Raw genomic sequence first — 22,931 nt, forward strand, 5'->3', positions numbered from 1 at the left:
GACCGCAACCGGACAACGGCTACGATCGTCAACGGCCGGGAGCGGCCCGGTTCGAACGAGAGGACACCCATCCATGGCGAACTTCACGCTGGAGGACGTTCGGCAACGGACGTACAAGGCGCGTGACGCCTGGTGGACGGTGCTGCTGGTCGACCCGCTCGCGTCCCGGCTCGTCAGGTTCACCGCCAACCGGACCCGGGTGACGCCCAACCAGCTGACCGTGGGCGCCCTGATCCTCGGCCTGGCCGCCGGCGGGTGCTTCGCCGTGGCGGGCTGGCCGTGGCTGCTGGCGGGCGCGCTGCTGTACCACCTGTCGTTCACGCTCGACTGCATGGACGGCAAGATCGCGCGGCTGAAGGGCACCGGCTCGGTGTTCGGCGCCTGGCTCGACTACATCTTCGACCGGGTCCGGGTGCTGGCCTGCGCCATCGCCCTGATGGCCGGGCAGTACGCCGACACCGGCAACGTCGCGTACGTGTGGACGGCCGTCGCGGTGGTCTTCCTGGACATGCTGCGCTACATGGACGCGCTGGAGATCTACAAGGTCCGGTCGCAGATGCGCGCCACGCTGAACGCCGCCCGCGAGGAGGCCCGGGACCTGGAGCTGGCGGCCCGGCGCGCCAGCGGCGAGGTGCTGGACGTCGGCGAGGTCGGCGAGGACCTGCGGACGGCCGAGGGCGCGCTGAGCGACCCCGAGGCCGACATGGAGAACCGCGTCGTCGGCGACGACCCGGCCGCGAAGGAGCTCCAGCAGGGCTTCGAGCAGCGGTTCCCCTGGTACGCGCGGATCCGCAACGTGCTCATGGCGGGCCGCATCCGCCCGCACCTGATCAGCGGCATCGAGTTCCAGATGGGCGTGTTCATCGTCGCGCCGGTGGCCGCCGCGGCCATCCCGGGCGCGGTGATCCCCGTGGTCGCGCTGAGCGCGGCCGGGATGCTCGTCTTCGAGCTGATCATCATCTACAAGTTCTGGCTGGCCAGCCGCGACTACAGCCGCAGCATGGCCAAGCTGGACGGCAAGATCGAGGAGTACCGGGCGCAGGTGCCCGCCGAGCCCCGCGAGACCGCGAACGCGGCCGTCGGCAGCAGCAGCTGACCGCCGTCCACAGGTTCGCCCACGACGACGAAGCCCCCCGCGGAGCACGGCTCCCGGGGGCTTCACCGTTTCCGGCGGACGTTTCCGGCGGACGGACGGTCAGGGCGTCCTGACGGCCGTCGCGCCGACGGCGGTGGCGGCGAGCATGTCCGTCCACTGGCGGCACACCTCGTCCAGGCCGTACGCGGCGCGGACCTGGTCGCGGGCCAGGAGCCGGTCGTGCTCCCAGCGGCCCAGGGACACGGTCGAGGCGATCGACGCGGCCATCGCGGACGGGTCGTCGTGGATCCACCGCGTGTCGTAGATGGTGTCGGCGCCCGGCCAGCCCAGCAGCGCCGGCACCGCCCCGGACGCCATCCCCTCGGCGGGGGCCAGGTGGAAGCTCTCGTCGTCGCTGGTCGACAGCACGAACCCGATGCGGCGCAGCCAGGACGCGACGTCCCGGCCGTAGGAGTCGAACACGACCCCGCCCGCCAGCAGCGGTGAGCGGCGGATCCGGCGGAACACCCGCTCGTAGTGCTCGCGCTCCTCCTCCTTCTGCCAGATCCACCAGTACTCCCAGGGGAGCTTGGTCTTGACGAAGAGGGTGAAGCGGGGATCGTCGCGGCGCAGTTCCTCCAGGGCGTCCAGGGCCAGGTCGAGCCGCTTGCGGGACGGCGCGATGCCGATCATCCCGAGGTGGTGCTCGGCGCCGGTCAGCTTCGGGCGGTCGAGCTGATGGTCGTCCACCCAGTTGGGGATGGTGGTGACCTTCCCGGCGGGCCAGCCGGTGATCTCCCGGGTGAGGTCGGCGTAGTGCGGGCTGACGCAGATGACCTCGTCCACCTCGTCGATGGGCAGGTGCCGCGGCCAGCGCGCGTACAGCTCGAAGCGGTGCAGCCGGACGACGAGCCGCTGGCCGGGACGCTTGTTCCGCGCGTACCAGATCGCGTTCGGCCCGCACCACTCGCAGACGACGACGTCCGCCCAGTCGGCCAGCTCCCGGCTGCGGTCCTCGTCGTGGACCTTCAGCGCGGCCCACTTGTCGACGCGGACCTCCATGTCCGGGCGGGAGCGGAGGTAGTCGAGCAGGCGGGTGAAGAACTTGAGGTCGTGCCCGGCGACGCCGACGCGCAGGCGCCGCGGCCCGCCCTGCGCCGCGTCCGGGGGCGCGGAGCCGGACGGGGCGGCGGTGCCGGCGAGCGCCTCGTCCGGCCGGGCAGGGCCGCCGCCCCCGGCCGCGCCGAGCCTTACGGCGACGCGCTCGTGCTCCTCGGCGGCCGCGAGGACGGCCGCGGACGGCTCCGGGAACGTCCGCTCGACACAGCCGCGCAGCCGCTCGGCCGCCGCGTCCAGCGTGAAGCCCGCCGCCGCCGCGCGGCAGCGCTCGACGGCCAGGGTGAACACGTCGGAGTTCTTGCCGATGAGGGTCAGGGCGTCCAGGACGTCGGTCTCCGTGGACGCGAACAGCGGGTAGTCGGTGCCGAACAGCCGCTCGTGCATCGGCGTGCGGTTGAGGACGACCGGCACGCCGAGCGTCCCGCACTCCAGCACCTTCGTGGACAGCTCCAGGCTCGCGTCCATCTCCGGGTGCCGCCACGACAGGCCCACGTCGCACGCGGCCGTCAGCCGCATCGCCTCGGCGCGGGGGTGGCCGCCGTGCCAGACGACGCCCTGCCCGCTCTCCAGCGCGGTGCGCATCCGCGTCGCGAACCCGGGGTCCGCCGGATCGTCGTGGATCTTGTCGCCGACCATGTGCAGCTCGGCGTCCACGCCCCGGATCGCCAGCAGGCGCGGCAACGAGGTCATCTCGTAGGTGTTCCAGCGCGGCGCGAACTTGCCGGTGTAGACGAGCGTGAGCGCGCGGCCGTCCGGCGCGCCGTCCCGCCTCGGCTCCAGGCCGTCGGGGAGGACGACGACGGGCGGGAACAGCACGCTCTTGCCCGCCGTCGCCGGGACGGCGCTCTCCAGGAAGCCGCGCAGCTCCTCGGTCTGGCAGAGCAGCACCCGGGAGGCGTCCGCGATCCGGCGCAGCTCGCCCTTGGACGAGCCGTCGAACAGCGCGGCGGACTGGGGGACGTCGGTCAGGTACGTCCACAGCCGCCCGGCCAGCGGCCCGGCGGACAGCTTGCCCGCGAGGCGGCGGCCCCTGACGACGATCATGTCGAAGCCGCCCTCCGGCGGGTGCGGGGGGCCGCCCGCCGCCGGGCGGAGCCGCTCCTCCTCGTCGACGCGGGCGAGGACGGCGGCGGCGGCCTTCGGGGGCATGCCGCCCTCGATGTCGATCAGGCCCTCCGCGTGCGGGCTGCGCACGGTGACCCCGGGCAGGGCGCGCAGCGGGTCGACGAGCCGGCCGGTCCTGACCGGCGCCTTGAGGACCAGGGTCACCGCGCAGCCGGCACGGGCCAGCGCCTGGACCATGCCCTGGGCCCAGATCGCCGAGCCGTCGATCAGGTTGAGATCGACGTCGCCGTAGACGAGGGCGCGAGGTCGCACAGGAGTTCCTTTCACGGTGCCGGGACGAGCAGTTCGGCGAGCCTGCCGGGCGTGGCCGCGGTGGCGTCCCAGGGGAGGCAGGCCAGGGTCGCCGGGGGCGCCTCGCCCCACAGGACGAGCGGGAGGCCACGGGCCGCGGCCAGCTCCCGGACGTCGTTCAGCGCGCGGTCCCGGTCGTACATGCCGGGGACGCCGAGGTAGGCCCACGGGCCGCCGGGCTCACCGGCCGCGGCGTCCACGACGAGCATGTCCACGTCCGCGGTGTCCAGCACGATCGTGGCGTCGTGCGGGTACAGCGGGATGACCTTCGCGTGCTCGGCGAGCGTGGCCGCCGCGCGCGCGCCGAGCACACCGGCGATGACGGGGCCCACGTAGGGGGCGGCGACGAGGAGGCGGTCCTCGGGACGGTCCACCCGGTCGAGCTGGATCCGCTCACCGTCCGCCGAGCCGGAGTCGGACACGGGGACGTTCCGCTTGCGCCAGAGCCGGTACAGCTCCTTGGGCAGCTTCACCCCGCGCCGCCGCGGGTTGCGCGCCGCGCCCGCGACCAGCCGCCCGAACTGGAGCGTCGTGGACGTCTCCAGGGCGTCCAGCCGCCGCTCCAGCTCCTGGACCCGGGACTCGCGCTCGCGCAGCGTGGCCCGCAGCCGCGCCACCTGCCGGTTGGCCTTCGCGTTGTTCACGCGGCGACTCCGTGTTCACCCAGGAACTCCATGATCACGTCGGCGATGCGGGGCCCGGCGTGCCCGTCCCACAGCGGCGGCCTCGCGTCGTGCGCCGGGGACGGCCCGTCCGGCCCGCCGAGGGCCTTGCGGGCGGCGGGGACGAGTTCCTCGAAGGTGACGAGGCGGTTGGTGCCGTGGGTGATGGTGATGGGCCGTTCGGTGTTGGGCCGGACGGTCAGGCACGGCACGCCGAGAATGGTGGTCTCCTCCTGGAGGCCGCCGGAGTCGGTGACGACCGCGGCGGCGCCGCGGACGGCGGCGATGAAGTCGATGTAGCCGAGTGGTTCCAGGACGTGCACGCGCGGGTGTTCATCGAGCCCGGCGGCCAGCAGGGTGGCGCGGCCGCGCGGGTGGACGGGGATGACCAGGTCGGCCAGGTCGGCGACGCCGTGCAGGTGCCGGACCAGCGCGGCGGCGGTCCCGGGCGCGTCGACGTTGGCGGGGCGGTGCATCGTCGCCAGGACGTACCGCTCGGGCAAGTCGAAGGCCGCGCGCGCCTTGGCGGTGTCGAAGCTGTCCAGGTTGGCCAGGAGCGTGTCGATCATCGGGTTGCCGACGAAGTGGGCCCGAGCCACCGGAACGCCCTCGTTGGCCAGGTGCCCGATCGCCTCCGGGCTCGTGACCAGGCACAGGTCGGACAGCTGGTCGGTGAGCCGCCGGTTGACCTCCTCGGGCATGGTCATGTCGAAGCTGCGCAGCCCGGCCTCCACATGGGCGACCGGGATGTGCAGCTTGGCCGCGACCAGCGCGGCGGCGATCGTCGAGTTCACGTCGCCGTACACGATGACGAGGGCGGGTGAACGGCTCGTGAACTCCCGTTCCAGCCCGATCATCAGCGCGGCGGTCTGCTCGGCGTGCCCGCCGGAGCCCACCCCGAGGTTGACGTCGGGCTCCGGGAGCCCCAGCTCCACAAAGAAGATCTCCGACATCCGCTCGTCGTAGTGCTGCCCGGTGTGGACCACCGCCTGCTCGGCGCCCGCGGCGCCGAGGGCGCGGATCACCGGTGCGGCCTTGACGAAGTTCGGCCGCGCCCCCAGGACGTGCACGATGGGTGCCAACACAATTTCCCTTCTGTTCATCGGGGTTGCCTACGCTCGCCCGCCGTGCTCAGAAAACCCGTCTACCTGCTGGGACTCACCTGGCGCCAGCTCCGCGACGACCCGGGGCGGGCGCCCCGGCTCGCCGTGCGGCTGCTGGCGCGGGCGGCCCCCGGCCCTCTCGGCGGGCGGCTGCGGCGCTCCCGCCTCGCCGTCCCGCGCCCCCGCGGCCTCCAGCGCGAGACCGCCGAGCTGCGCGCGCTGCTGGCGCACACCCCGCCGCCCCCGCCGTCCTGGACCGCCCGGTCCGCCCGGTCCGCGCCGCCCGGCCCGTCCGGGACGCGCGTCCTCCAGCTGGTGACGAACGCGCTGCCCCGCACCAACGCCGGGTACACCGTCCGGACGCACCGGCTCGCCCTGGCCCAGCGGGAGCTCGGCGTGGACGTCCACGTCGCGACACGGCTCGGCTACCCCCTCAGCCAAGGCATCGGCGACGCCCGCCCCCGCGTGGAGGTCGACGGCGTCCCCTACCACCGACTGATCCCCTGGGCACCGCCGTCCAATCCCGTCCGGGCGGTGGGCAAGGGCGCCGACCTGGCCGGACGCCTCGTCCGGGAGCTGCGCCCGGACGTCCTGCACGCGGTCAGCAACCACCTGAACGCCGCCGTCGCGCTGGAGCTCGGCCAGCGGCACGGGCTGCCCGTCGTCTACGAGGTCCGGGGTTTCCTGGAGGACTCCTGGCTGTCGCGTGACCCCGCCCACAGGGAGACGGACGAGTTCTACCGGCTCACCCGCGAGCTGGAGACGCGGCGCATGGCCGAGGCGGACGCCGTCGTCACGCTCGGCGAGGCGATGCGCGCGGAGATCGCCGCCCGCGGCGTCCCCGCCGAGAAGATCCACACGGTGCCGAACGCCGTGGACGAGACGTTCCTGCGGCCGCTGCCCGACGCCGCCGGCCTGCGGGCGTCGCTCGGCATCCCGGCGGACGCGCCGGTCGTCGGCCTGACGTCCTCGTTCTACGGCTACGAGGGCATCGACACGCTCATCGACGCCGCGGCGCTGCTGCGCGGCCGGGGCACGCCCGTCACGCTGCTGCTGGTCGGCGACGGGCCCGAGCGCGGGGCGCTCGAACGGCGCGCGGCCGGGCACGGCGTTCACGCCGTGTTCACCGGACGCGTGCCGATGGAATCCGTTCGTCGCCACCACGCCGTCCTCGATGTGTTCGCGGTCCCCCGGCGGGCCGACCGGGTCTGCCAATTGGTCACGCCCCTCAAGCCGATCGAGGCGATGGCCGGGGGAATCCCGGTAATAGCAAGTGATGTCAAGGCTCTGCGCGAAATCGTGGAACCGGGCGTAACGGGCACGTTAACAGTTCCGGAAGAGCCGGAAGCCTGGGCCGATTCGCTGGAAGAACTCATTTACGCTCCAGAAAGACGCCGAAAAATCGGGCAGTCGGCTCGGGAGTGGGTGAGGGCGGAACGCACGTGGCGGGCCGTCGCGGCCTGCTACCGGGCGGCATACGCCATCACATAGGACTCGCGAGGGGAGCCGGGTATGGATCTGGTGGTCATCGGACTCGGCTACGTGGGACTGCCGCTGGTGCGGGAGGCGTGCCGGGCCGGCCTGGAGGCCGGGGGGCTGGACCGCGACGCGCGCGTGGTCGCCGGGCTCAAGGCCGGCCTGTCGCACATCGACGACGTCTCGGCCGCCGAGGTCGAGGCGATGAACGAGGCGGGGTTCACGCCGAGCCTGCACGAGGACATCCTGGACGGCGCGCGCACAGTGGTGATCTGCGTGCCCACGCCGCTGTCGGAGGAGGGCGGCCCGGACCTGACCGCGGTCCGCGGCGCCGCCGAGACCGTCGCCCGCCACCTGGAACCGGGCATGCTGGTCATCCTGGAGTCCACCACCTACCCCGGCACCACCGACGAGGTCGTCCGCCCCATCCTGGAGACCTCCGGCCTGGCCGCCGGCGAGGAGTTCCACCTGGCCTTCTCCCCCGAGCGCATCGACCCCGGCAACCCCGTCTACGGGGTGCGGAACACCCCGAAGATCGTCGGGGGGCTGACGCCGGCGTGCGCGTCGGCGGCGTCGGCGTTCTACGGCAAGTTCGTCGACCGGGTCGTGGAGGCCAAGGGCACCCGCGAGGCCGAGATGGCCAAACTCCTGGAGAACACCTACCGCCACGTCAACATCGCCCTGGTCAACGAGATGGCCGTCTTCTGCCATGAGCTGGGCATCGACCTGTGGGACGCCATCGACTGCGCCGCCACCAAGCCCTTCGGCTTCCAGCCCTTCCGCCCCGGACCCGGCGTCGGCGGCCACTGCATCCCCATCGACCCCAACTACCTGTCCTACAAGGTCCGCTCCCTGGGCTACCCCTTCCGCTTCGTCGAACTCGCCCAAGAGATCAACGAACGCATGCCCCGCTACGTCGTCGAGCGCGCCCAGCAACTCCTCAACCGCGAAGGACGCGCCCTCAAAGGAGCCAAAGTCCTCCTCCTGGGCGTCACCTACAAAGCCGACATCGCCGACCAACGCGAATCACCCGCACGCCCCGTCGCACGCCGCCTGGCCCGGCTCGGTGCCGACCTCAGCTTCCACGACCCCTTCGTGTCCGACTGGCAGGTCGAGGGCGCCGAGGTGCGCGACGCGGGGAAGGACCTCCCCGCCGCGCTGGAGGCGGCGGACCTGGTGATCGTGCTGGCCGACCACGGCGCCTACGACGCGGCCACGCTCGCCCGGCACGCCCGGCTGCTGTTCGACACCCGGGGCCGGACGCGGGAGATGCGCGGCGAATCCGTGGAACTCCTGTAACAGCGGCCGCCCTAACAGACATAGGGGACTCGCCTGGCGCTGTCCACCTCCTGGACGACGGGAATTCATCGGCAATTTCCATGACCGTCCAAGACTCGGTCAGAGGCCACAATTTCGGCATGTTGCGGAGTGAGTAATGCGGGTCTGTGTTTGCACGATCGTGCATCATCCAGAGGATGCGCGGATTCTGCACCGGCAGATTCGCGCCCTCATCGACGCCGGTCATGAAGTTACATATATCGCTCCATTTCGGGCGTGCAACGCGACGCCGTGGCGCGAGATCAGCCCGGTGGACGTGCCCCGGGCGACGGGCCGCAGGCGGCTCCGCGCCCTGCGCGCCGCCCACCGGGCGCTCGCCGAGCACGCCTCCTACGCCGACGTGATCCTCCTGCACGACCCGGAGCTGCTCGTCTCCATGCCGCGGGAGGTGCGCTCCCGGACGGTCGTCTGGGACGTCCACGAGGACACCGCCGCCGCGCTCACCGCCAAGGGCTGGCTGCCCGGCCCGGCGCGCCCCCTCCTGCGGCCGGCCGTCCGGCGGCTGGAGCGGCGCACCGAGCGGCGGCACCGGCTGCTGCTCGCCGAGGAGGGCTACCGGTCCCGGTTCCGCCAGGAGCACCCGGTGGTGCCGAACACCACCTACGTCGCCGACCTGCCGCCCGGCCCGCCCGACGGCCGCCGCGCCGTCTACGTCGGCCACCTGTCGGTCGCCCGGGGCGCCCTCGACATGATCGCGATGGCGCGGCTGCTGGCCCCCGAGGGCGTCATGGTCGAGCTGATCGGCGCCGCCGACGGCGCCGTCCGGCCCGCCCTCCGCGACGCCCAGCGCGAGGGCGTGCTCCGCTGGTACGGGTTCGTCCCCAACGACCGGGCGCTGCGCATCGCCGAGGGCGCGATGGCCGGGCTCGCGCTGCTGCACGACGAGCCGAACTACCGGCACTCGATGCCGACCAAGGTCGTCGAGTACATGGCCCGCGGCGTCCCGGTGGTCTCCACGCCGAACCCGCCCGCCGTGGACCTCGTCGAGCCGTCCGGCTGCGGCCTGGTCGTCCCCTTCACCGACCCCGCCGCCGCCGCGGACGCCGTCCGCCGCCTGCGCGACGACCCCGAACTCCGCATCGGCATGGGCAAGCGCGGCTACGAGACCGCCCGCGCCCGCTTCCACTGGCCCACCCACGCCGAGCGGTTCGTCGCCCAGCTGGAGTCCTGGGCGGGCCGGGCCCCCGCCCCGGTGGCGGACATCGCACCCGTCCCCGAGTTCTGAAGCCCGGCCCGGGTCGGCCCGGCCCGGGTCAACCTGGCACGGGTCAACCCGGCACGGTCAGACGCGGCGGGCGATCGCGGAGGCGATGCGGGCGGCGGCGCCCGGGGGGCGGTTCGCGTCCACGACCACGATGAGGCGGCCGACGCGCAGCGCGATCGTCCCGGCGGTCGGCCCGATCTCGTACGCCTCGTCGGCGCCGATGTCGCGCCGCTGCCGCGCCTGCGCCTGGGTGGCCTGCAAGGCGTCCAGCAGCCGCGCGGCCGTCCGCGCGTCGGGGGCCACCCACCGCACGCTCACGGTCAGGCCCCGCACGACCGGCTCCTGCTCGGCGCCGGAGCCGCGCGGGGAGGGCGTCCCGCTCCGCCCGCCGGGCGCACCCGAGGCGGAACTCGGGGAACCTGTGGCGTTATCTTCTGGTTCGTCCGCATCGGGGGTGTCCGAGCCTCGTCCGCCGCCGCGCCCGCCGGGCGGCTTGGGCTTCGGCGGCTCGTAGGTGCAGGAGACCGCGTGCGGCAGCCTCACCGCGCCGACGCTCGTGCGCCCGGGCGTGACGACGTAGGAGTCCAGGCGCGCGGCGGCCAGGTCGGGCCCCTTGAGCAGGTCGCAGGCGTCGGGCCAGTCGCCCTCCGGGACGCCGCCGAGCCCGGCCGGGCCGGTGCCCGCGGCCCCGCCGCGCAGCGCGACCAGCCGCGCCCTGCCCTCGGGACGCGGCGGCGCCTCGGCGTAGGCCACGTACAGCAGCCCGCCCGCCGCCGCCATCCAGGGCCGGACGCCCGGAAGGTCGGGATCGACCGCGAACGGCGCCGGCGCCGTCGTCGCCGCGCCGCTCCCGGCGTCCACGATGTCGACGCCCGCGGGCAGCAGCGGCTCCGCCAGCCGGGGGCGCAGCGCGTAGATCCGGTTCCCGGCCCGCGCGAGGGCCGCGTAGGCGGGGACGTCGCGCCCCCACTCGACGCGGCCGGACGCCACGTCCACCGCCTCCATGCGGGTGGCGCCGTCACGCTCCCCCTCCGGGTGGAAGACGACGACGAGCCGCCCTCCCGCGAGGACCCCCGGGCAGCTCTCGTCGCCGCACACGGTGTCGCCCTCCCACGCGCCGATCTGGGCGCCGTCCCGGCCGAACGCGCGCAGCGCCGTCCCGTCCGAGACGAGCACCACCCCGTCCAGCATCGACACCTCGGGCGACTCCGCGGAGCCGAGCAGGCGGTTCCAGCGGACGCGACCCGTCGCCGGGTCGACCGCCAGCAGCCGGCTGCGGCCGGGGCAGTCGAGGGCGAGCGCGGCGAGCGCCTCCAGCGCGTCGGCGGGGTGGGCGGCGCCCTCGAACAGCCGGCAGCCGCCCGGCAGCCGCCGCTCCCACAGCCGCGAGCCGGTCGCCACCGATCTCCCGGTCAGCGTGCGCCGCTCCTCGTCGGTGGTGAGCACCACCCCGGACCCCGCCGGGAAGCGCAGCGTCGTCCGGGACGCCGCCGCGGGCCGGTCGCCGTCGCGCCGCCACAGCAGCCCGCCCGACAGCGCGTCGAAACCGGCGAGCATCCGCTCGCCGCGGTGCCCGTCCCGCTCGAAGTAGGCGATCAGCCGGGACCGGGTGGACGCCCAGCCGAGCAGCGTCCAGCCGGAGCGGCGGTAGCTCCAGCGGCCCGCGCCGGTCCGCGCGTCCCGCACCTCCAGCCCGCGCCCGGACGCGGCGACCACCTGCCCCTGCGCCACGTCGTAGGCGACGCTGTCGTACCCGGCGACCGGCCCGTGGTGCATCGCGGTGGCGCGTTCCCAGCTCGCCGTGAGCGGACCCGGCGGCGGGCCGATCTCGCTCTGCGGCGCGACCGGGTCGGCGGTGACGGTGTGCCGTACCTGCCACCACTCGGCGTGCAGGACGAACCGGTCGGTGAGCACGGTGCACAGCACGACCGCCACCGCGCCCGAGACGAGGCCGAGCACGACGCGGACCCTGCCCGCGGGCCCGGACCGGCCTCCCGGCCCCTGCCCGCTCCCGACCACGACCCCGCCGCCTCCCTTCCCGTACCGTTCTCGTGGACCACACCAACCATGCCGTGTGACGGGCGCACGCGCGACACGGCCGACGCAGATTGGGAAGCGGAACCGTGGAGGTCTTCACCCATTGGCGGACGTGGGACGCGGCCCGGGCCGGCCTCGCGGGCTCCGGAATCGACCTCGACCGGCTCGAACGCGCGGCCGTGGCGGCGCAGCGCTGGCACGGCGGCCAGCTGCGCCCCACGGGCGTCCCGTACGTCGAGCACCTGCTGGAGGCCCTGGAGGCGCTGGTCCGCGGCGCAGGCGTGACCGACCCGGCGATCCTGGACGCGGTGCTGCTGCACGACGTGGTCGAGGACACCGGCGCCACGGTCGCCGACATCGAGGCGGCGTTCGGCGACGAGGTGGCCGAGCTGGTCGACTGGGTCACCGAGCCGCCCGCCGCGGGGCCGAGACGGCAGGCCCGCCGCGCCGCCAGGTCCGCCTACCTGCGGCGCCTGCGCGACGCGCCGCGCGAGGCGATCCTGGTGAAGCTGTCGGACCGGGTGAGCAACGTCCAGCGCCTGGACCAGATGCCGCCCGACTTCCAGCGCCGCTACTACGCCGAGACGGTGACCTACATCCTGCCCCTCGCGGAGGGCGAGCCGTGGTTCGCCGCATGGTTCGCGTCCTGGCGTGAGCGGTTCGCGCATCTCAGATGACCGGGCGGTCGCCCATGCGGGATGATGCGGCCATGGAACGCGAATGGGTGGTCGAGGAGAGCGTCGCGATCGAGGCCGGCCCCAGAGCGGTGTACGCGGCGGTGGCCGACGTCCGGCGGATGCGCGAGTGGAGCCCGGAGGTCTTCGCGACCTGGGTCCGCGGCCGCGCGATCGTGCCGGGCGTGAGGTTCGTCGGGTTCAACCGCATCGGATGGCGCGTGTGGTTCACCACCTGCCAGGTGACGTCCGCCGTGCCGGGGCAGGCGTTCGCGTTCCGGGTGTCGACGTTCGGGATGCCCGTCGCGCTGTGGGGTTACCGCGTCGAGGACATCGGCGACGGCTCCACCCGTCTGACCGAGTACTGGGAGGACCTGCGCCGGGGTGGGCGGAGCGCGGGGTTCGTGGGCCTGATCGGCAAGATCTTCACCGGCGTCCCGGCCGAAGGCCGCGCCGAGGTCAACCGCGCGGGGATGCGCGCCACCCTCGACCGCATCAAGGCGGCGGTGTCCGCGCCGGCCCCGGCGCCGGAGGGCTCGCCCTCCTGACCGGGCGAGGACGGCCGGACGCGCTCGCGAGCACGCCCGCCGGCATCGCGGAGCCCGCCCGGGGCATCGCGAGGACGCCCGGGGGCATCGCTGGGCGGGCCGTGGGTATCGGTCCGCCCTGGAGGCGGAGGGGAGCGAATAAGCTGTCCCTTTCGCCCCTCCGGGGGCGCCGGGGGACGTCCCCGGCAGCGGAGTCGCGAGGAGCAGCCTGCATGTCGTCCCAGGTCACCGGGCATCCGTCCAGTACCGGCGGCACGGTCAAGGACCAGGAGATCGCCGCCGAGCAACGCTACGTCGACGTCGCGTACACGCGGCTGGAGGAGATGCGGGCGGACGCGCAGGCCATGATCCGCGAGGGGTACCGGCAGTCGCTCGCCGGCACCAAGGGCTCGCTCGTCGACCGGGACGCGATGGTCCACCAGGCGGCGCTGCGCGCGCAGGCCCTCGACGTCGCCGACGACGGCCTGGTGTTCGGGCGCCTCGACCTCGCCTCCCGCGAGATCCGCTACGTCGGCCGCGTCGGCGTGCGCACCCGCGACCACGACTCCCTCGTCATCGACTGGCGCGCCCCCGCCGCCGAGGACTTCTACCGCGCCACCCCCGAGGACCCGCGCGGCGTGGTCCGGCGCCGCGTCCTGCACTCGCGCGGGCACACCGTCGTCGACCTGGAGGACGACCTGCTCGACCCCGCCGCCGCCGACGGGATGACCGTCGTCGGCGACGGCGCGTTCCTGGCGTCGCTGGCGCGCACCCGCGAGGGCGCGATGCGCGACATCGTCGCGACGATCCAGCGGGAGCAGGATGAGGTGATCCGCGCGCCCGCCGAGGGCACCGTGCTGGTGCGCGGCGCCCCCGGCACCGGCAAGACCGCCGTCGCGCTGCACCGGGTCGCCTACCTGCTGTTCCGGCACCGCCGCCGGTTCGGCTCGCGCGGCGTGCTGGTCATCGGCCCGAACCGCCGCTTCACCGCCTACATCGAGCGGGTGCTGCCGTCCCTCGGCGAGGGGTCGGCGGCGCTGCGCTCCCTCGGCGACCTGGTGGACGGCGTGACCGCCACCGTCCACGACACACCCCGGCTCGCGCGGCTCAAGGGGTCGGACGCGATGGCGGACGTGCTGCGCCGCGCCGTCGCCGACCAGGCGCCCGGCGCCCCCGGCGAGCTGCGCGTGGTGTTCAAGGGCGTGGTGGTCACGCTGGACCGGGCGCGGCTCGACCGGATCCGCGCCGACCTCCACCGCCGCAGCCGGGGCTCCGTCAACGCCGCGCGCGGCCGCGCCGCCGAGGCGCTGCTGGACGCCCTGTGGCAGCGGTACAACGACGTCGGGGGCCCGGAGGCGGCCGAGGCCGCCGAGGGCGCCGAGGCGGGCCTGTGGAACGCGATCCTCGCCGCGGACGGGCTGGCCTCCCTCGACGACGAGCCCGCCGCCGGCCCCCGGGGCAACGGCGACCCGAAGCGCGCCCGGTTCGACACCAAGATCCGTGAGCAGTCCGCGTTCGCGGGCTTCCTCGCCGCCTGGTGGCCGATCCGCCGGCCGCTGGAGGTGCTGCGCTCCCTCGGCGACCCCGACCGGCTCCGGCACGCCGCCGGCCGCGACCTCGACCGCGCCGACCTCACACCGCTCGCCGCGTCCTGGGCCGGGGACGGCGCCCCGCTCAGCTACCAGGACGTCGCGCTCCTCGACGAGCTCGACGCGCTGCTCGGCCCGCCGCCGCGCCCGTCCCGGCGCGGCGCGCCCGCCGAGGACGACCCGTTCGTGGTGGACGGCGTCAACATCCTCACCGGCGAGGAGGTGGCCGGCGAGACGTGGGAGCCGGAGATGCGGGAGCTGTCCACGTCCATCGAACGGCTGGAGCGCTCGCGCCGCGTCGACGACGGCGTCGTCGAGGAGCGCCCGGAATACGCGCACATCGTCGTGGACGAGGCGCAGGACCTCTCCCCCATGCAGTGGCGGATGCTCGGCCGCCGCGGCCGCCAGGCGAGCTGGACGATCGTGGAGGACCCCGCCCAGAGCGCCTGGGAGGACCTCGACGCCGCCCGCCGGGCCATGGAGGCCGCGCTCGGCGGGGAGCGGCCGTCGCCCCGCGGCCGCTCCCGGCGGAACCGCAAGCCCCCGCCGCGCCGCGCGAGGCACGAATACGAACTCACCACGAACTACCGCAACTCAACCGAGATCGCCGCCGTGTCCGCGCGGGTCCTGGCGGTGGCGCTGCCCGAGGCGCGCCCGGCCCGCGCCGTCCGCACGTCCGGCATCGACCCGGTCGTGCGCGTCGTCCCCGGCGAGGACCTGCCCGCCGCCGCCCGGGAGGCCGCCGAGGAACTGCTCGGCCAGGTGGACGGGACGATCGGGCTGATCATCCCCCTGGCGCTGGAGGAGTCCCGCGGCCAGCTCGCCCTCGGTGAGCCGGACGCCTCCCCCGCCTGGGACGCCGCCGCCCGCGACCGGCTCGCCGCGGGACTGCCCGAACGCGTCCAGGTGCTGGACGTCCTGGAGGCCAAGGGCCTGGAATTCGACGCCGCCGTGATCGCCGCGCCCGAGACGGTCGCCGAGCAGTCACCGCGCGGCCTGCGGGTGCTGTACGTCGCGGTGTCCCGCGCCACGCAGCGGCTGACCGTCCTCACCGCCGACCCCGCCTGGGAACGCACCCTCACCGGCTGAGATACGCCCAGGGCGGATCAGCCCAGGGCGTAGCCACCGGGTGGTAGCGCCCCATCCGGCCTAGCGTCGGACCCATGGACGTCATCCGGCTTCATCCGCGCCTCCACCACCTTCGCTTCCCCGTCGGCCACGCCTACCTCTGGGACGCCCCCGCCGGGCTGACCCTCATCGACAGCGGCCTCCCCGGCTCGGCGCCCGCCATCGCCGAGGCCATCCGGCACATCGGCCGCGACCCCGGCGACCTCCGCCGGCTCGTCCTGACCCACTTCCACGAGGACCACACCGGCTCCGCCGCCGCCATCGCCGCCTGGGACGGCGTCGAAGTGCTCGCCCACCGCGCCGACACCCCCTTCATCCAGGGCGACGAGACCGGCCCGCGACCCCAGATCACCGACTGGGAACGCCCCATCTGGGAGCAGGTCCAGGCCGGGCTGACCGAGACACCGCCCGTCGAACGCGTCCGCGTCGACCGCATGCTCGACGACGGCGACCTCATCGACCTCGGCGACACCCACGCGGTCGCCGTCGCCGCCCCCGGCCACACCCCGGGCAGCGTCGCCCTCCACATCCCCGACGAGCGGATCCTGTTCACCGGCGACACCGTGGCCCGCCTCGACGACGGCCAGGTCATCCTGGGCGTGTTCAACGCCGACCCGCCCCTCGCCGCCGAGTCCCTCACCCGCCTCGCCGCCCTCGACACCGACATCGCCTGCTTCGGCCACGGCGAACCCGTCACCGAGAACGCCGCCTCCCACCTCAGGGCCGCCGCGGGCTGACACCGCGGAGAGGTGATCCGGAACCGTCCGGCCAGGCGCCCGACGGCCCCGGCGGGGTTAGGCTAACGCGAGCCCCCCGCTAGTGGACGGAGACCGATGAGCGGCCGAAACCCCGCCCCCCGGCGCAGTTACGGAGGCCGCTCCGCCGAGGAGCGCCGCGCCGAGCGGCGGGCACGGCTGCTGGCGGCCGGGCTGGAGATGTTCGGGACCCGCGGCTACGCCGCGACGTCCATCGAACGGCTGTGCGCGACCGCGAGCGTCTCCACCCGCAACTTCTACGAGGAGTTCTCCGGCCGCGAGGAACTCCTCACCGCCCTGCACCGCGACATCAACGAACGCGCCCGCGACGCCCTCGCCGAAGCCTTCGAAGGCGCCGAGGACGCCGACCTCGCGACCCTCGTCGAACGCGCCGTCCGCGCCTTCATCACCGTCACCGCGAGCGACCCCCGCTGGGCCCGCATCGCCTTCGTCGAAGTCGTCGGCGTCAGCACCGACCTGGAACGCCACCGCCTGGGCTGGCGCTCCCAATGGGCCGACACCCTCCTCGCCATCACCCGCGAAGCCGTCGCCCGCGGCGAGGCCGCCGACCGCGACTACAGCCTCACCGTCATAGCGATCATCGGCGCCGTGAACAACCTCGTCCACCACTGGTCCGCCCGCGACCAGGAGATCCCCAGAGACGCCATCACCCAAGAACTGACGAACCTGATCCTGGCGGTTGTTCATTAGTAGGGCCCTCGGCGTCAGGCGCTAAAGCGCCTTCCTTCAACGGGCCCTACTGCGATCGCTGCATCGCTCCGAACTCGCCTTGACGGCTCGCTGCGCGATCAGTTGCTCGCAAGCTCGCAACTGCCTTCGGACGCGATCGCAGTGTTCATTAGTAGTGCCCTCGGCGTCGGGCGCTGGACGCCCTCCTTCAACGGGCACTACCGCGATCGCTGCATCGCTCCGAACTCGCCTTGACGGCTCGCTGCGCGATCAGTTGCTCGCAAGCTCGCAACTGCCTTCGGACGCGATCGCGATTCCTCGGGTCACCTTGGGCTGGGGCCGACGGCCGCTCACGCCTCAACCCGGCGGGTTAGATGACCGGGGGTCTGCCTGTTCTGGTCATTCGCCAGGCTGTGCGCCAGGTGATGGGGCGGCGGGGGCCTGCGGGTTTGCGCCAGCCTTCGGCGAAGCCCTTGAACCACGGTTTGAGGGCGGCGGGCTTGCGTTCGCGGAGGAGGGTCATTCCTACCCAGACGGAGAGGTAGGTCAGGGCCAGGGGCCAGGGGAGGTTGCGGCGGGCCAGCCAGACGCGGTTGCGGGCGTTGTAGCGGTAGAACATGTCGTGGCGGGTGGGCAGGACGGCCGGGTGGAACATCACGGCGGACGCGTCGTAGACGATGCGGTAGCCGGCGTTGAGGATTTGCCAGGCTAGATCGGTTTCCTCGTGGGCGTAGAAGAAGTCCTCCGGGAGGCCGCCGCCGGCGTCGAACGCGGCGCGGCGGATGGCGCAGGCGCCGCCGAGGAACGTGGTGACGGCGGACGAGCGCTCGGGGTCGCCGGCGCGCAGGCGGGGGACGTGGCGGCGTTCGCCGCGGCCGCCTTCGGGGTCGCGGACGCGGAAGGACACAACGCCGAGGTCGGGTTCGGCGGAGAAACGGTCGCGCAGGTAGGTGCCGAGGCGGGAGGAGCGGTACCAGCCGTCGTCGTCCAGGAACAGCACGACGTCGCCGCCGGACGCCTCCACGCCCCGGTTGCGGCCGCCGGGGATGCCGAGGTTCTTCGGGAGGGTGAGGGGTTTGACGCGCTCGTCGTCGAACGGGGCGGTGCCCGCGCGGTCGCCGACGGGGTCCACGCCGTTGCCGACGAGGACGACCTCCACGTCCACGTGCTCCTGCTCCAGCGCGCTGCGGACCGCGCGCGCCAGTTCCTCCGGGCGGTTGCCCATCGTGAGGACGACGACGCTGAGTTTCACTTCAGTCTCCGGGAGGCCAGGATGCTGACCAGGTGCAGCAGGGTCTGCAGGACGGCGACGGCGGCGACCGCGACCATGAGGACGCGGACGGCGGCGGGGGTCTCGGTGCCGAGCACGGCGTCGAGGGCGGCCGCGGCGAGGATCAGCAGGGACAGCTCGACCGCGCCGATGATCCGGTGGAAGCGGAGCATGGACGCGGCCTGCCGGGCCAGCGCGATGCCGGTGGAGCGGGGGCGCAGCGCGCGGTCGCCGCCCGTGGGGTCGGCGGGCAGGCCCGACTTGGCGCGGGCGACGACGACGTTGTCGGTCTCCGCCTTGATGAGGGCGGCGCCGAGCGCGGCGACGAGGCCGAGCTCGGCCCAGCCGCCGTTCCTCCAGCCGCCCTGCGCGGCGAAGCCGAGGCCGATGAGGAGGGAGACCTCCGACAGGTAGTGGCCGATGCGGTCGAGGAAGACGCCGGCGACGGAGGTGCGCCGCAGGTAGCGGGCGACCTCGCCGTCCACGCAGTCGAGCAGGAGGTACACCTGGATGAGGACGGCGCCGCCGAGCGCCGTCCACAGCGCGGCGGTGCCGGAGGCGGGCAGCGACACCACGACCCCGGCGACGATGCCGCTGAGCATCATCAGGTAGGTGAGCTGGTTGGGGCTGAAGCCCAGGCGGAGGGCGATCCACGCGAAGTACGGGGACAGGTCGCGCATGTAGAGGCGGCCCGCCCAGTGCTCCTCGTTGCGCCGGTCCTTCAGCCCGGGGGGCTGCCCGTAGCGGCGGATGTCGGCGACGCTGGCGCCCTTGCGGTGCGGACGCTGGTCGTCGCCGGGGACCTGGTGCCCGGTGATCTCAGCCTCCATGTTCCTGGACATACTCTTGCACCGCCTTGAGGGTCGCGTCCGGGTCGAGGCCGAGGTGCTCCAGGACCGTGTAGCGGCCGGGCCTGGTCTGCGGGGCGTACTGGACGGCTTCGGCGAACTGCTCCACCGACAGCCCGATGTCGCCGGGGAAGCGGGGCAGGCCGTGCCGGGCGAGGCACGTGAGGATCTCCGCCAGGCGGTCCGCGCCCTCGCCGAGCCGGGTCGCGCGCAGGTGGTAGCAGAACGCCGCGCCGATGCCCGCGAGCTCGCCGTGGTTGGCGGTGCCCGGGTAGAGCACGTCGATGGCGTGCAGGATCTCGTGGTCGCCGCCGCTGGCGGGACGGGAGTCGCCCGCGAACGCCATCGCCATCCCCGACAGGACGAGGCCCTCGGCGAGGACGGTGAGGAACCGGTCGGACTCGATCGACTCCGGCTGGTGCAGCAGCGCCTCGGCGGCGGTGCGGGCGACGGTGAGGGCCATCCGGTCGACGCGCTCGCCGCACTCGTCCGCGGCGAGCAGCCAGTCGTCCACGGCGGAGAAGTTGCTCACCACGTCCCCGATCCCGGCGCGGACGAGCCGCGGGGGCGCCGCCCGGACGTAGTCGAGGTCGACGACCATCGCCAGCGGCATCACCACGCCGAAGGAGCCCTTGCCCTTCTCGTGGACGAGGGAGGCGACCGGGGAGCAGATCCCGTCGTGGGAGAGGTTCGTGGCGACCGAGACCATCGGGATGCCCGACAGCGTCGCCGCGTACTTGGTCGCGTCGATCGTGCGGCCGCCGCCGATGCCGACGACGGCCTCGTAGGACCCGGCGCGCAGCCTGCCGGCCAGGCTGACCGCCGCGTCCACGGTGCCGCCCTCGACCTGGAAGACCTCGCAGGCCGCGAGGGAGGGCCGGACGTGCTCGGCGATCTGGTCGCCCTGGCCGGGGCCGACGGCGATGGCCACCCGGCCCTCGGTGGCGATCCGCTTGTCGGCCAGCAGGTCGCCGAGGGCGGCGACGGCGCCGCGCCTCACGTCGATGGACAGCGGCGCGGTCAGCATCCGCGTCAGCAGGGGCATGGGCCTCCTCGCTCGGGATCGTCGGTCGCTCGGCCGGCGGCGGGCGCCGGGGCGCGGCGCCGCGTCCGCCCTAGTAGCCCTTGGCGATCCGCCGGGCCTTCTCCAGGTCGTCGTGGTTGTCGACCTCGACCCAGTCGACCTCGCCGATCGGCGCGACGGCGATGCGGCCGCCCCGGTTCACGAGCTCCTGGTACCCGTCCTCGTAGTAGAGGTCCGGGTCCCTCTCCCAGGTGGCCTTCAGGGCGTCGGCCAGCGGCTCCGCGGCCGCGGGCTCGATGAGGGTCGCGCCGATGTACTCGCCGTACGCGGTGGACGGGTCCATCAGCTTGGTGATGGTCTTCAGGCCGCCGCCGGCGTCGAGGGTGACCTTCATCTCCTCGTCGGCGAGAGTTTTCACGTTGTCCACAGCGAGGAGGATGTCCGGCCCACGAGCGGACAATAGGGTCTTCTCGACCCCGACGGGGTGGACCGTGTCGCCGTTCACCATGAGGACGCCCTTGGAAAAGTGCTCCCGAGCCAGCCACATGGAGTAGGCGTTGTTCCACTCCTCGGCCTTGTCGTTGTGGACGAGCGTGAGCGACACGCCGTACCGCTCCTCAAGCGCGGACTTGCGCTCCTCGACCGCCTCCGCGCGGTAGCCGACGACGATGACCACGTCGGACAGCCCGACCCCGGCCATGTTGCCGAGGGCGATGTCCAGGATGGTGGTCTCGCCGTCCGCGGTCTCGCTCACGGGGACCAGGGCCTTGGGGAGGGTGTCGGTGTACGGCCGAAGCCTCCGGCCCGCGCCCGCCGCCAGCACCATGCCGATCATGCTTCCTCTTCCTCCAGGTCGACCATCACGCCGCTGCCGTGTCCGGTCCGCGCCCACGCGGTGACGCCCTCGCCCGCGAACAACACACCAAGGTAGGCGGCGAGCGCAGCGTACGCGAACGGGAGGAGCCCGCAGAGGCCCGCGAGGGCCGCAAGGAGCATCCGGCCCTCCCAGCCGAGTCCGGCGCGGAGGGCCCACGCCTGCGGACGCAGTCCCAGGCGGGAGCGGTACACGGTGTCGTGGTGGTGGAACGCGAGGACCGCGATCAGCACGTAGACGAGCGGTGCCGAAACTCCCTGCGCAAACCCCAACACGGCGAGGTAACCATACTCGATCCCGCGGATTATGGGCGGTACGAGCCGGTCCATCGGCCCGGTGTGCGGGTGCGCGGAGGCGGGCCCGGCCAGCAGCAGGACGACGGCGGGCGCGCACAGCGCCGGGGCGGGGGCGCCGGTGGTCCCGGCGGCGGTGAGCCCGCAGGCGGCGGCCGCGGCGAGGACGACGCCGGGCAGCGGCGGGAGCGTCCCGCCGGCGAGCCGTCCGAGCGCGGCCGACAGCGGGCCGTCGTCGCGGCAGGTGCGCGCGGGTCCGGGCGGGACGGGCGCGCGGCGCGCGGGGAGGTTCACCGCGCCCCTCACCGTGCCGCCACCCTCAGCAGCTGACCTGCGGGGACGAGCACGGCGGCGGCCGCCCCCCAGGCGATCAGCGCGATGAACGCGACCCGGGCGTCGGCGGCGGCCGCGGTGACGGCGACCAGCGCGCAGCGCTCCCCCTCCGGCAGCGCGGCGGCCTCGCGGGCGCGGCGCAGGCACGCCCGGCCGGGGCCGGTGCCCGCGTCCGCCCCGCCGGGACGGACGGTCAGCGCGAGCGCGGCCACCGCGAGCGGCCACACATTCCCGGCGTGGACGGCGCCGCCCGGCGCCGCGACTCCGGCGCCGATCGCGAGCCCGGCGTACACGGCGGACTCCTTGACGGGCAGCGACATCGCGTCGAGCCAGGCGCCGAACGCCGGGCGGCGGGCGTGCCGCACGAGCCGTCCGTCGGCGCGGCCGAGGACGAACGAGAGGCACAGCAGGAACGCGCCCGCGATCATCCCGGGGCGGGTGCCGTCCGAGAACCACACCGCGGCCAGCGCCGCGACGCCCGCCGACAGGCCGGTGACGGTGTTGGGCGTGAGGCGCCACCAGGCCGTCCAGCGGGTCAGGTGCGGTGTACAGGCGTCGGCGGCGCAGGCGACGACGCCCCCGTCGCGTCCGGCGGCGGCACCCGCGCGCCCTACGAACACACCGGGCCGCCCTGGTCTCCCGTCGGCCTCCTCGGTGACGGCGCGCGACTCCTGCTCGTTCCCGGCGCGCGCGCAGACCGACCGCCCGGCGTCGCAGGACGCGACAGGCACACCCGCGCGGACGAGCGCGGCGAGCAGCAACTCCCCCGCCTCCGCAGGACGGGGGGACTCCGCGTCGAGGGTGCCCGGGGTCTCCAGGAGCGCGGCGAGCCCGTCGGCCAGATCGGCGAGGACGGCCGCGCGCGGCCCGTCGACACGCAGGGCGCCCGGTGAGGCCGCGTCGGCGCCGCCCGGTCGCTGGGACGGGGTGCCGGCCGCGACGATCCGGCCGCCGTCCAGCCGGACGGGGGCCAGCCCGTACCCGTCCGGACGGGCGGGAACGGTGAGCGCCGCCGCGGGGGCCGCGTCCCGCATCAGGCGGCGCAGCGGCCCGCCGCCCACCACGAGGTCGCCGGGCAGCACCGCCACGGGGCCGTGCGCCGCCCGCGCGAGCCGGGCGATCTCGCGCAGGTCGCCGGCGACGTCCTCGCACTCGATGACGTCGTGGCCGTCCTTGCGGAGCGCAGGGGCGAGTCCGGGCCGGGTGACGACATGCCGTTCCGGTCGCCTGTGGAGGGACGGCTCCCCGCGTCCCACGGAACAACCCGGTCCCTTGTCAGGGGACGACCCCCCACGACCCGGTACGTTGAGCGTGTCCAGCCGCCGGCACAGGCGGGTCAGCAGGGTGGGCGCCTCCGGGCCGCCGCCGCAGGGCAGCGCGGCCGTGGGGGTGGTGTCGGCGGCGCACCCGGTCGCGATGATCAGCACCCTGGTCATCGGCGCCTCCGGGCCTGGTCGGGGCAGTGTGGCAACGTGCACAGCGTAATGGTTCGATGA

At 74.3% G+C, this 22,931-nt stretch carries 19 protein-coding genes; 9 read left to right on the top strand and 10 right to left on the bottom strand.

The window, feature by feature from the left end:
- Positions 1–73 precede the first annotated feature (73 nt).
- Positions 74–1,096, top strand: a complete 1,023-nt coding sequence (locus AGRA3207_RS14980; RefSeq protein WP_231335239.1) for a CDP-alcohol phosphatidyltransferase family protein — start codon at positions 74–76, stop codon at positions 1,094–1,096.
- A 99-nt stretch (positions 1,097–1,195) separates the two neighbouring features.
- Here the strand turns inward: AGRA3207_RS14980 and AGRA3207_RS14985 are convergent, their stop codons facing one another.
- From AGRA3207_RS14985 to wecB, 3 genes are read right to left on the bottom strand one after another with little or no spacing between them, the layout of a single operon-like run.
- Entirely contained in the window at positions 1,196–3,571 is a 2,376-nt protein-coding gene (locus AGRA3207_RS14985) for a glycosyltransferase (protein ID WP_420830885.1), read from the bottom strand.
- Positions 3,572–3,582: 11 nt separating this feature from the next.
- A complete protein-coding gene (locus AGRA3207_RS14990; protein ID WP_231335240.1) occupies positions 3,583–4,254 on the bottom strand; it encodes a hypothetical protein in 672 nt (223 codons plus the stop codon).
- A complete protein-coding gene (gene wecB / locus AGRA3207_RS14995; RefSeq protein ID WP_420830886.1) occupies positions 4,251–5,375 on the bottom strand; it encodes a non-hydrolyzing UDP-N-acetylglucosamine 2-epimerase in 1,125 nt (374 codons plus the stop codon). Before wecB ends, AGRA3207_RS14990 begins: the two co-directional genes overlap by 4 nt.
- Positions 5,376–5,399: 24 nt before the next feature.
- Between wecB and AGRA3207_RS15000 the strand changes: the two genes are divergently transcribed.
- The 3 genes from AGRA3207_RS15000 to AGRA3207_RS15010 all read left to right on the top strand — a co-directional run bounded on the left by AGRA3207_RS15000 (position 5,400) and on the right by AGRA3207_RS15010 (position 9,414).
- Positions 5,400–6,866, top strand: coding sequence for a glycosyltransferase family 4 protein (locus AGRA3207_RS15000; protein ID WP_231335241.1), 1,467 nt, complete (start codon positions 5,400–5,402; stop codon positions 6,864–6,866).
- Positions 6,867–6,887: 21 nt separating this feature from the next.
- Complete coding sequence (locus AGRA3207_RS15005) at positions 6,888–8,150, top strand: nucleotide sugar dehydrogenase (RefSeq protein WP_231335242.1); 1,263 nt, start codon at positions 6,888–6,890, stop codon at positions 8,148–8,150.
- A gap of 136 nt (positions 8,151–8,286) precedes the next feature.
- Positions 8,287–9,414 carry a glycosyltransferase family 4 protein gene (locus tag AGRA3207_RS15010; RefSeq protein WP_231335243.1) on the top strand — a complete coding sequence of 376 codons (1,128 nt, stop codon included), beginning with the start codon at positions 8,287–8,289 and terminating at the stop codon, positions 9,412–9,414.
- Between the two features lie 57 nt (positions 9,415–9,471).
- Here AGRA3207_RS15010 and AGRA3207_RS15015 read toward each other — a convergent pair whose 3' ends face one another.
- Complete coding sequence (locus AGRA3207_RS15015; protein ID WP_231335244.1) at positions 9,472–11,412, bottom strand: outer membrane protein assembly factor BamB family protein; 1,941 nt, start codon at positions 11,410–11,412, stop codon at positions 9,472–9,474.
- 104 nt (positions 11,413–11,516) lie between these two features.
- Between AGRA3207_RS15015 and AGRA3207_RS15020 the strand changes: the two genes are divergently transcribed.
- The 5 genes from AGRA3207_RS15020 (at position 11,517) to AGRA3207_RS15040 (ending at position 16,814) form a co-directional block, all read left to right on the top strand.
- Positions 11,517–12,107, top strand: a complete 591-nt coding sequence (locus AGRA3207_RS15020; RefSeq protein ID WP_231335245.1) for an HD domain-containing protein — start codon at positions 11,517–11,519, stop codon at positions 12,105–12,107.
- Positions 12,108–12,139: 32 nt separating this feature from the next.
- Positions 12,140–12,652, top strand: coding sequence for an SRPBCC family protein (locus AGRA3207_RS15025; RefSeq protein WP_231335246.1), 513 nt, complete (start codon positions 12,140–12,142; stop codon positions 12,650–12,652).
- 212 nt (positions 12,653–12,864) lie between these two features.
- Positions 12,865–15,309, top strand: a complete 2,445-nt coding sequence (locus tag AGRA3207_RS15030; protein WP_231335247.1) for a HelD family protein — start codon at positions 12,865–12,867, stop codon at positions 15,307–15,309.
- A 74-nt stretch (positions 15,310–15,383) separates the two neighbouring features.
- The gene (locus AGRA3207_RS15035; protein ID WP_231335248.1) at positions 15,384–16,085 is read left to right on the top strand and encodes an MBL fold metallo-hydrolase; all 702 of its coding nucleotides are present in this window, start codon (positions 15,384–15,386) and stop codon (positions 16,083–16,085) included.
- A gap of 96 nt (positions 16,086–16,181) precedes the next feature.
- Positions 16,182–16,814, top strand: coding sequence for a TetR/AcrR family transcriptional regulator (locus tag AGRA3207_RS15040; protein WP_231335249.1), 633 nt, complete (start codon positions 16,182–16,184; stop codon positions 16,812–16,814).
- Between the two features lie 349 nt (positions 16,815–17,163).
- On the opposite strand, the gene AGRA3207_RS15045 is transcribed toward AGRA3207_RS15040, so the two are convergent.
- The 6 genes from AGRA3207_RS15045 to AGRA3207_RS15070 all read right to left on the bottom strand — a co-directional run bounded on the left by AGRA3207_RS15045 (position 17,164) and on the right by AGRA3207_RS15070 (position 22,871).
- Positions 17,164–18,045, bottom strand: a complete 882-nt coding sequence (locus tag AGRA3207_RS15045; RefSeq protein WP_420830887.1) for a glycosyltransferase family 2 protein — start codon at positions 18,043–18,045, stop codon at positions 17,164–17,166.
- The gene (locus AGRA3207_RS15050; protein ID WP_231335250.1) at positions 18,042–18,893 is read right to left on the bottom strand and encodes a CDP-alcohol phosphatidyltransferase family protein; all 852 of its coding nucleotides are present in this window, start codon (positions 18,891–18,893) and stop codon (positions 18,042–18,044) included. Before AGRA3207_RS15050 ends, AGRA3207_RS15045 begins: the two co-directional genes overlap by 4 nt.
- Positions 18,883–19,956 carry an iron-containing alcohol dehydrogenase family protein gene (locus tag AGRA3207_RS15055; protein WP_231335251.1) on the bottom strand — a complete coding sequence of 358 codons (1,074 nt, stop codon included), beginning with the start codon at positions 19,954–19,956 and terminating at the stop codon, positions 18,883–18,885. Before AGRA3207_RS15055 ends, AGRA3207_RS15050 begins: the two co-directional genes overlap by 11 nt.
- A gap of 70 nt (positions 19,957–20,026) precedes the next feature.
- A complete protein-coding gene (locus tag AGRA3207_RS15060) occupies positions 20,027–20,770 on the bottom strand; it encodes a phosphocholine cytidylyltransferase family protein (RefSeq protein WP_231335252.1) in 744 nt (247 codons plus the stop codon).
- A complete protein-coding gene (locus AGRA3207_RS15065; protein WP_231335253.1) occupies positions 20,767–21,408 on the bottom strand; it encodes a DUF5941 domain-containing protein in 642 nt (213 codons plus the stop codon). Before AGRA3207_RS15065 ends, AGRA3207_RS15060 begins: the two co-directional genes overlap by 4 nt.
- Entirely contained in the window at positions 21,405–22,871 is a 1,467-nt protein-coding gene (locus AGRA3207_RS15070) for a hypothetical protein (protein WP_231335254.1), read from the bottom strand. The genes AGRA3207_RS15065 and AGRA3207_RS15070 overlap by 4 nt, the downstream gene beginning before the upstream one ends.
- Positions 22,872–22,931 lie beyond the last annotated feature (60 nt).

Source organism: Actinomadura graeca (genome assembly GCF_019175365.1).
GTDB classification, from domain to species: domain Bacteria; phylum Actinomycetota; class Actinomycetes; order Streptosporangiales; family Streptosporangiaceae; genus Spirillospora; species Spirillospora graeca.

Excerpts from the sequence above, each read along its gene's own strand:
- AGRA3207_RS14980 (WP_231335239.1), top strand. The coding sequence starts at position 74 with ATGGCGAACTTCACGCTGGAGGACGTTCGGCAACGGACGTACAAGGCG.
- AGRA3207_RS15050 (WP_231335250.1), bottom strand. The coding sequence starts at position 18,893 with ATGGAGGCTGAGATCACCGGGCACCAGGTCCCCGGCGACGACCAGCGT.
- AGRA3207_RS15030 (WP_231335247.1), top strand. The coding sequence starts at position 12,865 with ATGTCGTCCCAGGTCACCGGGCATCCGTCCAGTACCGGCGGCACGGTC.
- AGRA3207_RS15010 (WP_231335243.1), top strand. The coding sequence starts at position 8,287 with ATGCGGGTCTGTGTTTGCACGATCGTGCATCATCCAGAGGATGCGCGG.
- AGRA3207_RS15025 (WP_231335246.1), top strand. The coding sequence starts at position 12,140 with ATGGAACGCGAATGGGTGGTCGAGGAGAGCGTCGCGATCGAGGCCGGC.
- AGRA3207_RS15035 (WP_231335248.1), top strand. The coding sequence starts at position 15,384 with ATGGACGTCATCCGGCTTCATCCGCGCCTCCACCACCTTCGCTTCCCC.
- wecB (WP_420830886.1), bottom strand. The coding sequence starts at position 5,375 with ATGAACAGAAGGGAAATTGTGTTGGCACCCATCGTGCACGTCCTGGGG.
- AGRA3207_RS15055 (WP_231335251.1), bottom strand. The coding sequence starts at position 19,956 with ATGCCCCTGCTGACGCGGATGCTGACCGCGCCGCTGTCCATCGACGTG.
- AGRA3207_RS15070 (WP_231335254.1), bottom strand. The coding sequence starts at position 22,871 with ATGACCAGGGTGCTGATCATCGCGACCGGGTGCGCCGCCGACACCACC.
- AGRA3207_RS15005 (WP_231335242.1), top strand. The coding sequence starts at position 6,888 with ATGGATCTGGTGGTCATCGGACTCGGCTACGTGGGACTGCCGCTGGTG.
- AGRA3207_RS15060 (WP_231335252.1), bottom strand. The coding sequence starts at position 20,770 with ATGATCGGCATGGTGCTGGCGGCGGGCGCGGGCCGGAGGCTTCGGCCG.
- AGRA3207_RS15040 (WP_231335249.1), top strand. The coding sequence starts at position 16,182 with ATGAGCGGCCGAAACCCCGCCCCCCGGCGCAGTTACGGAGGCCGCTCC.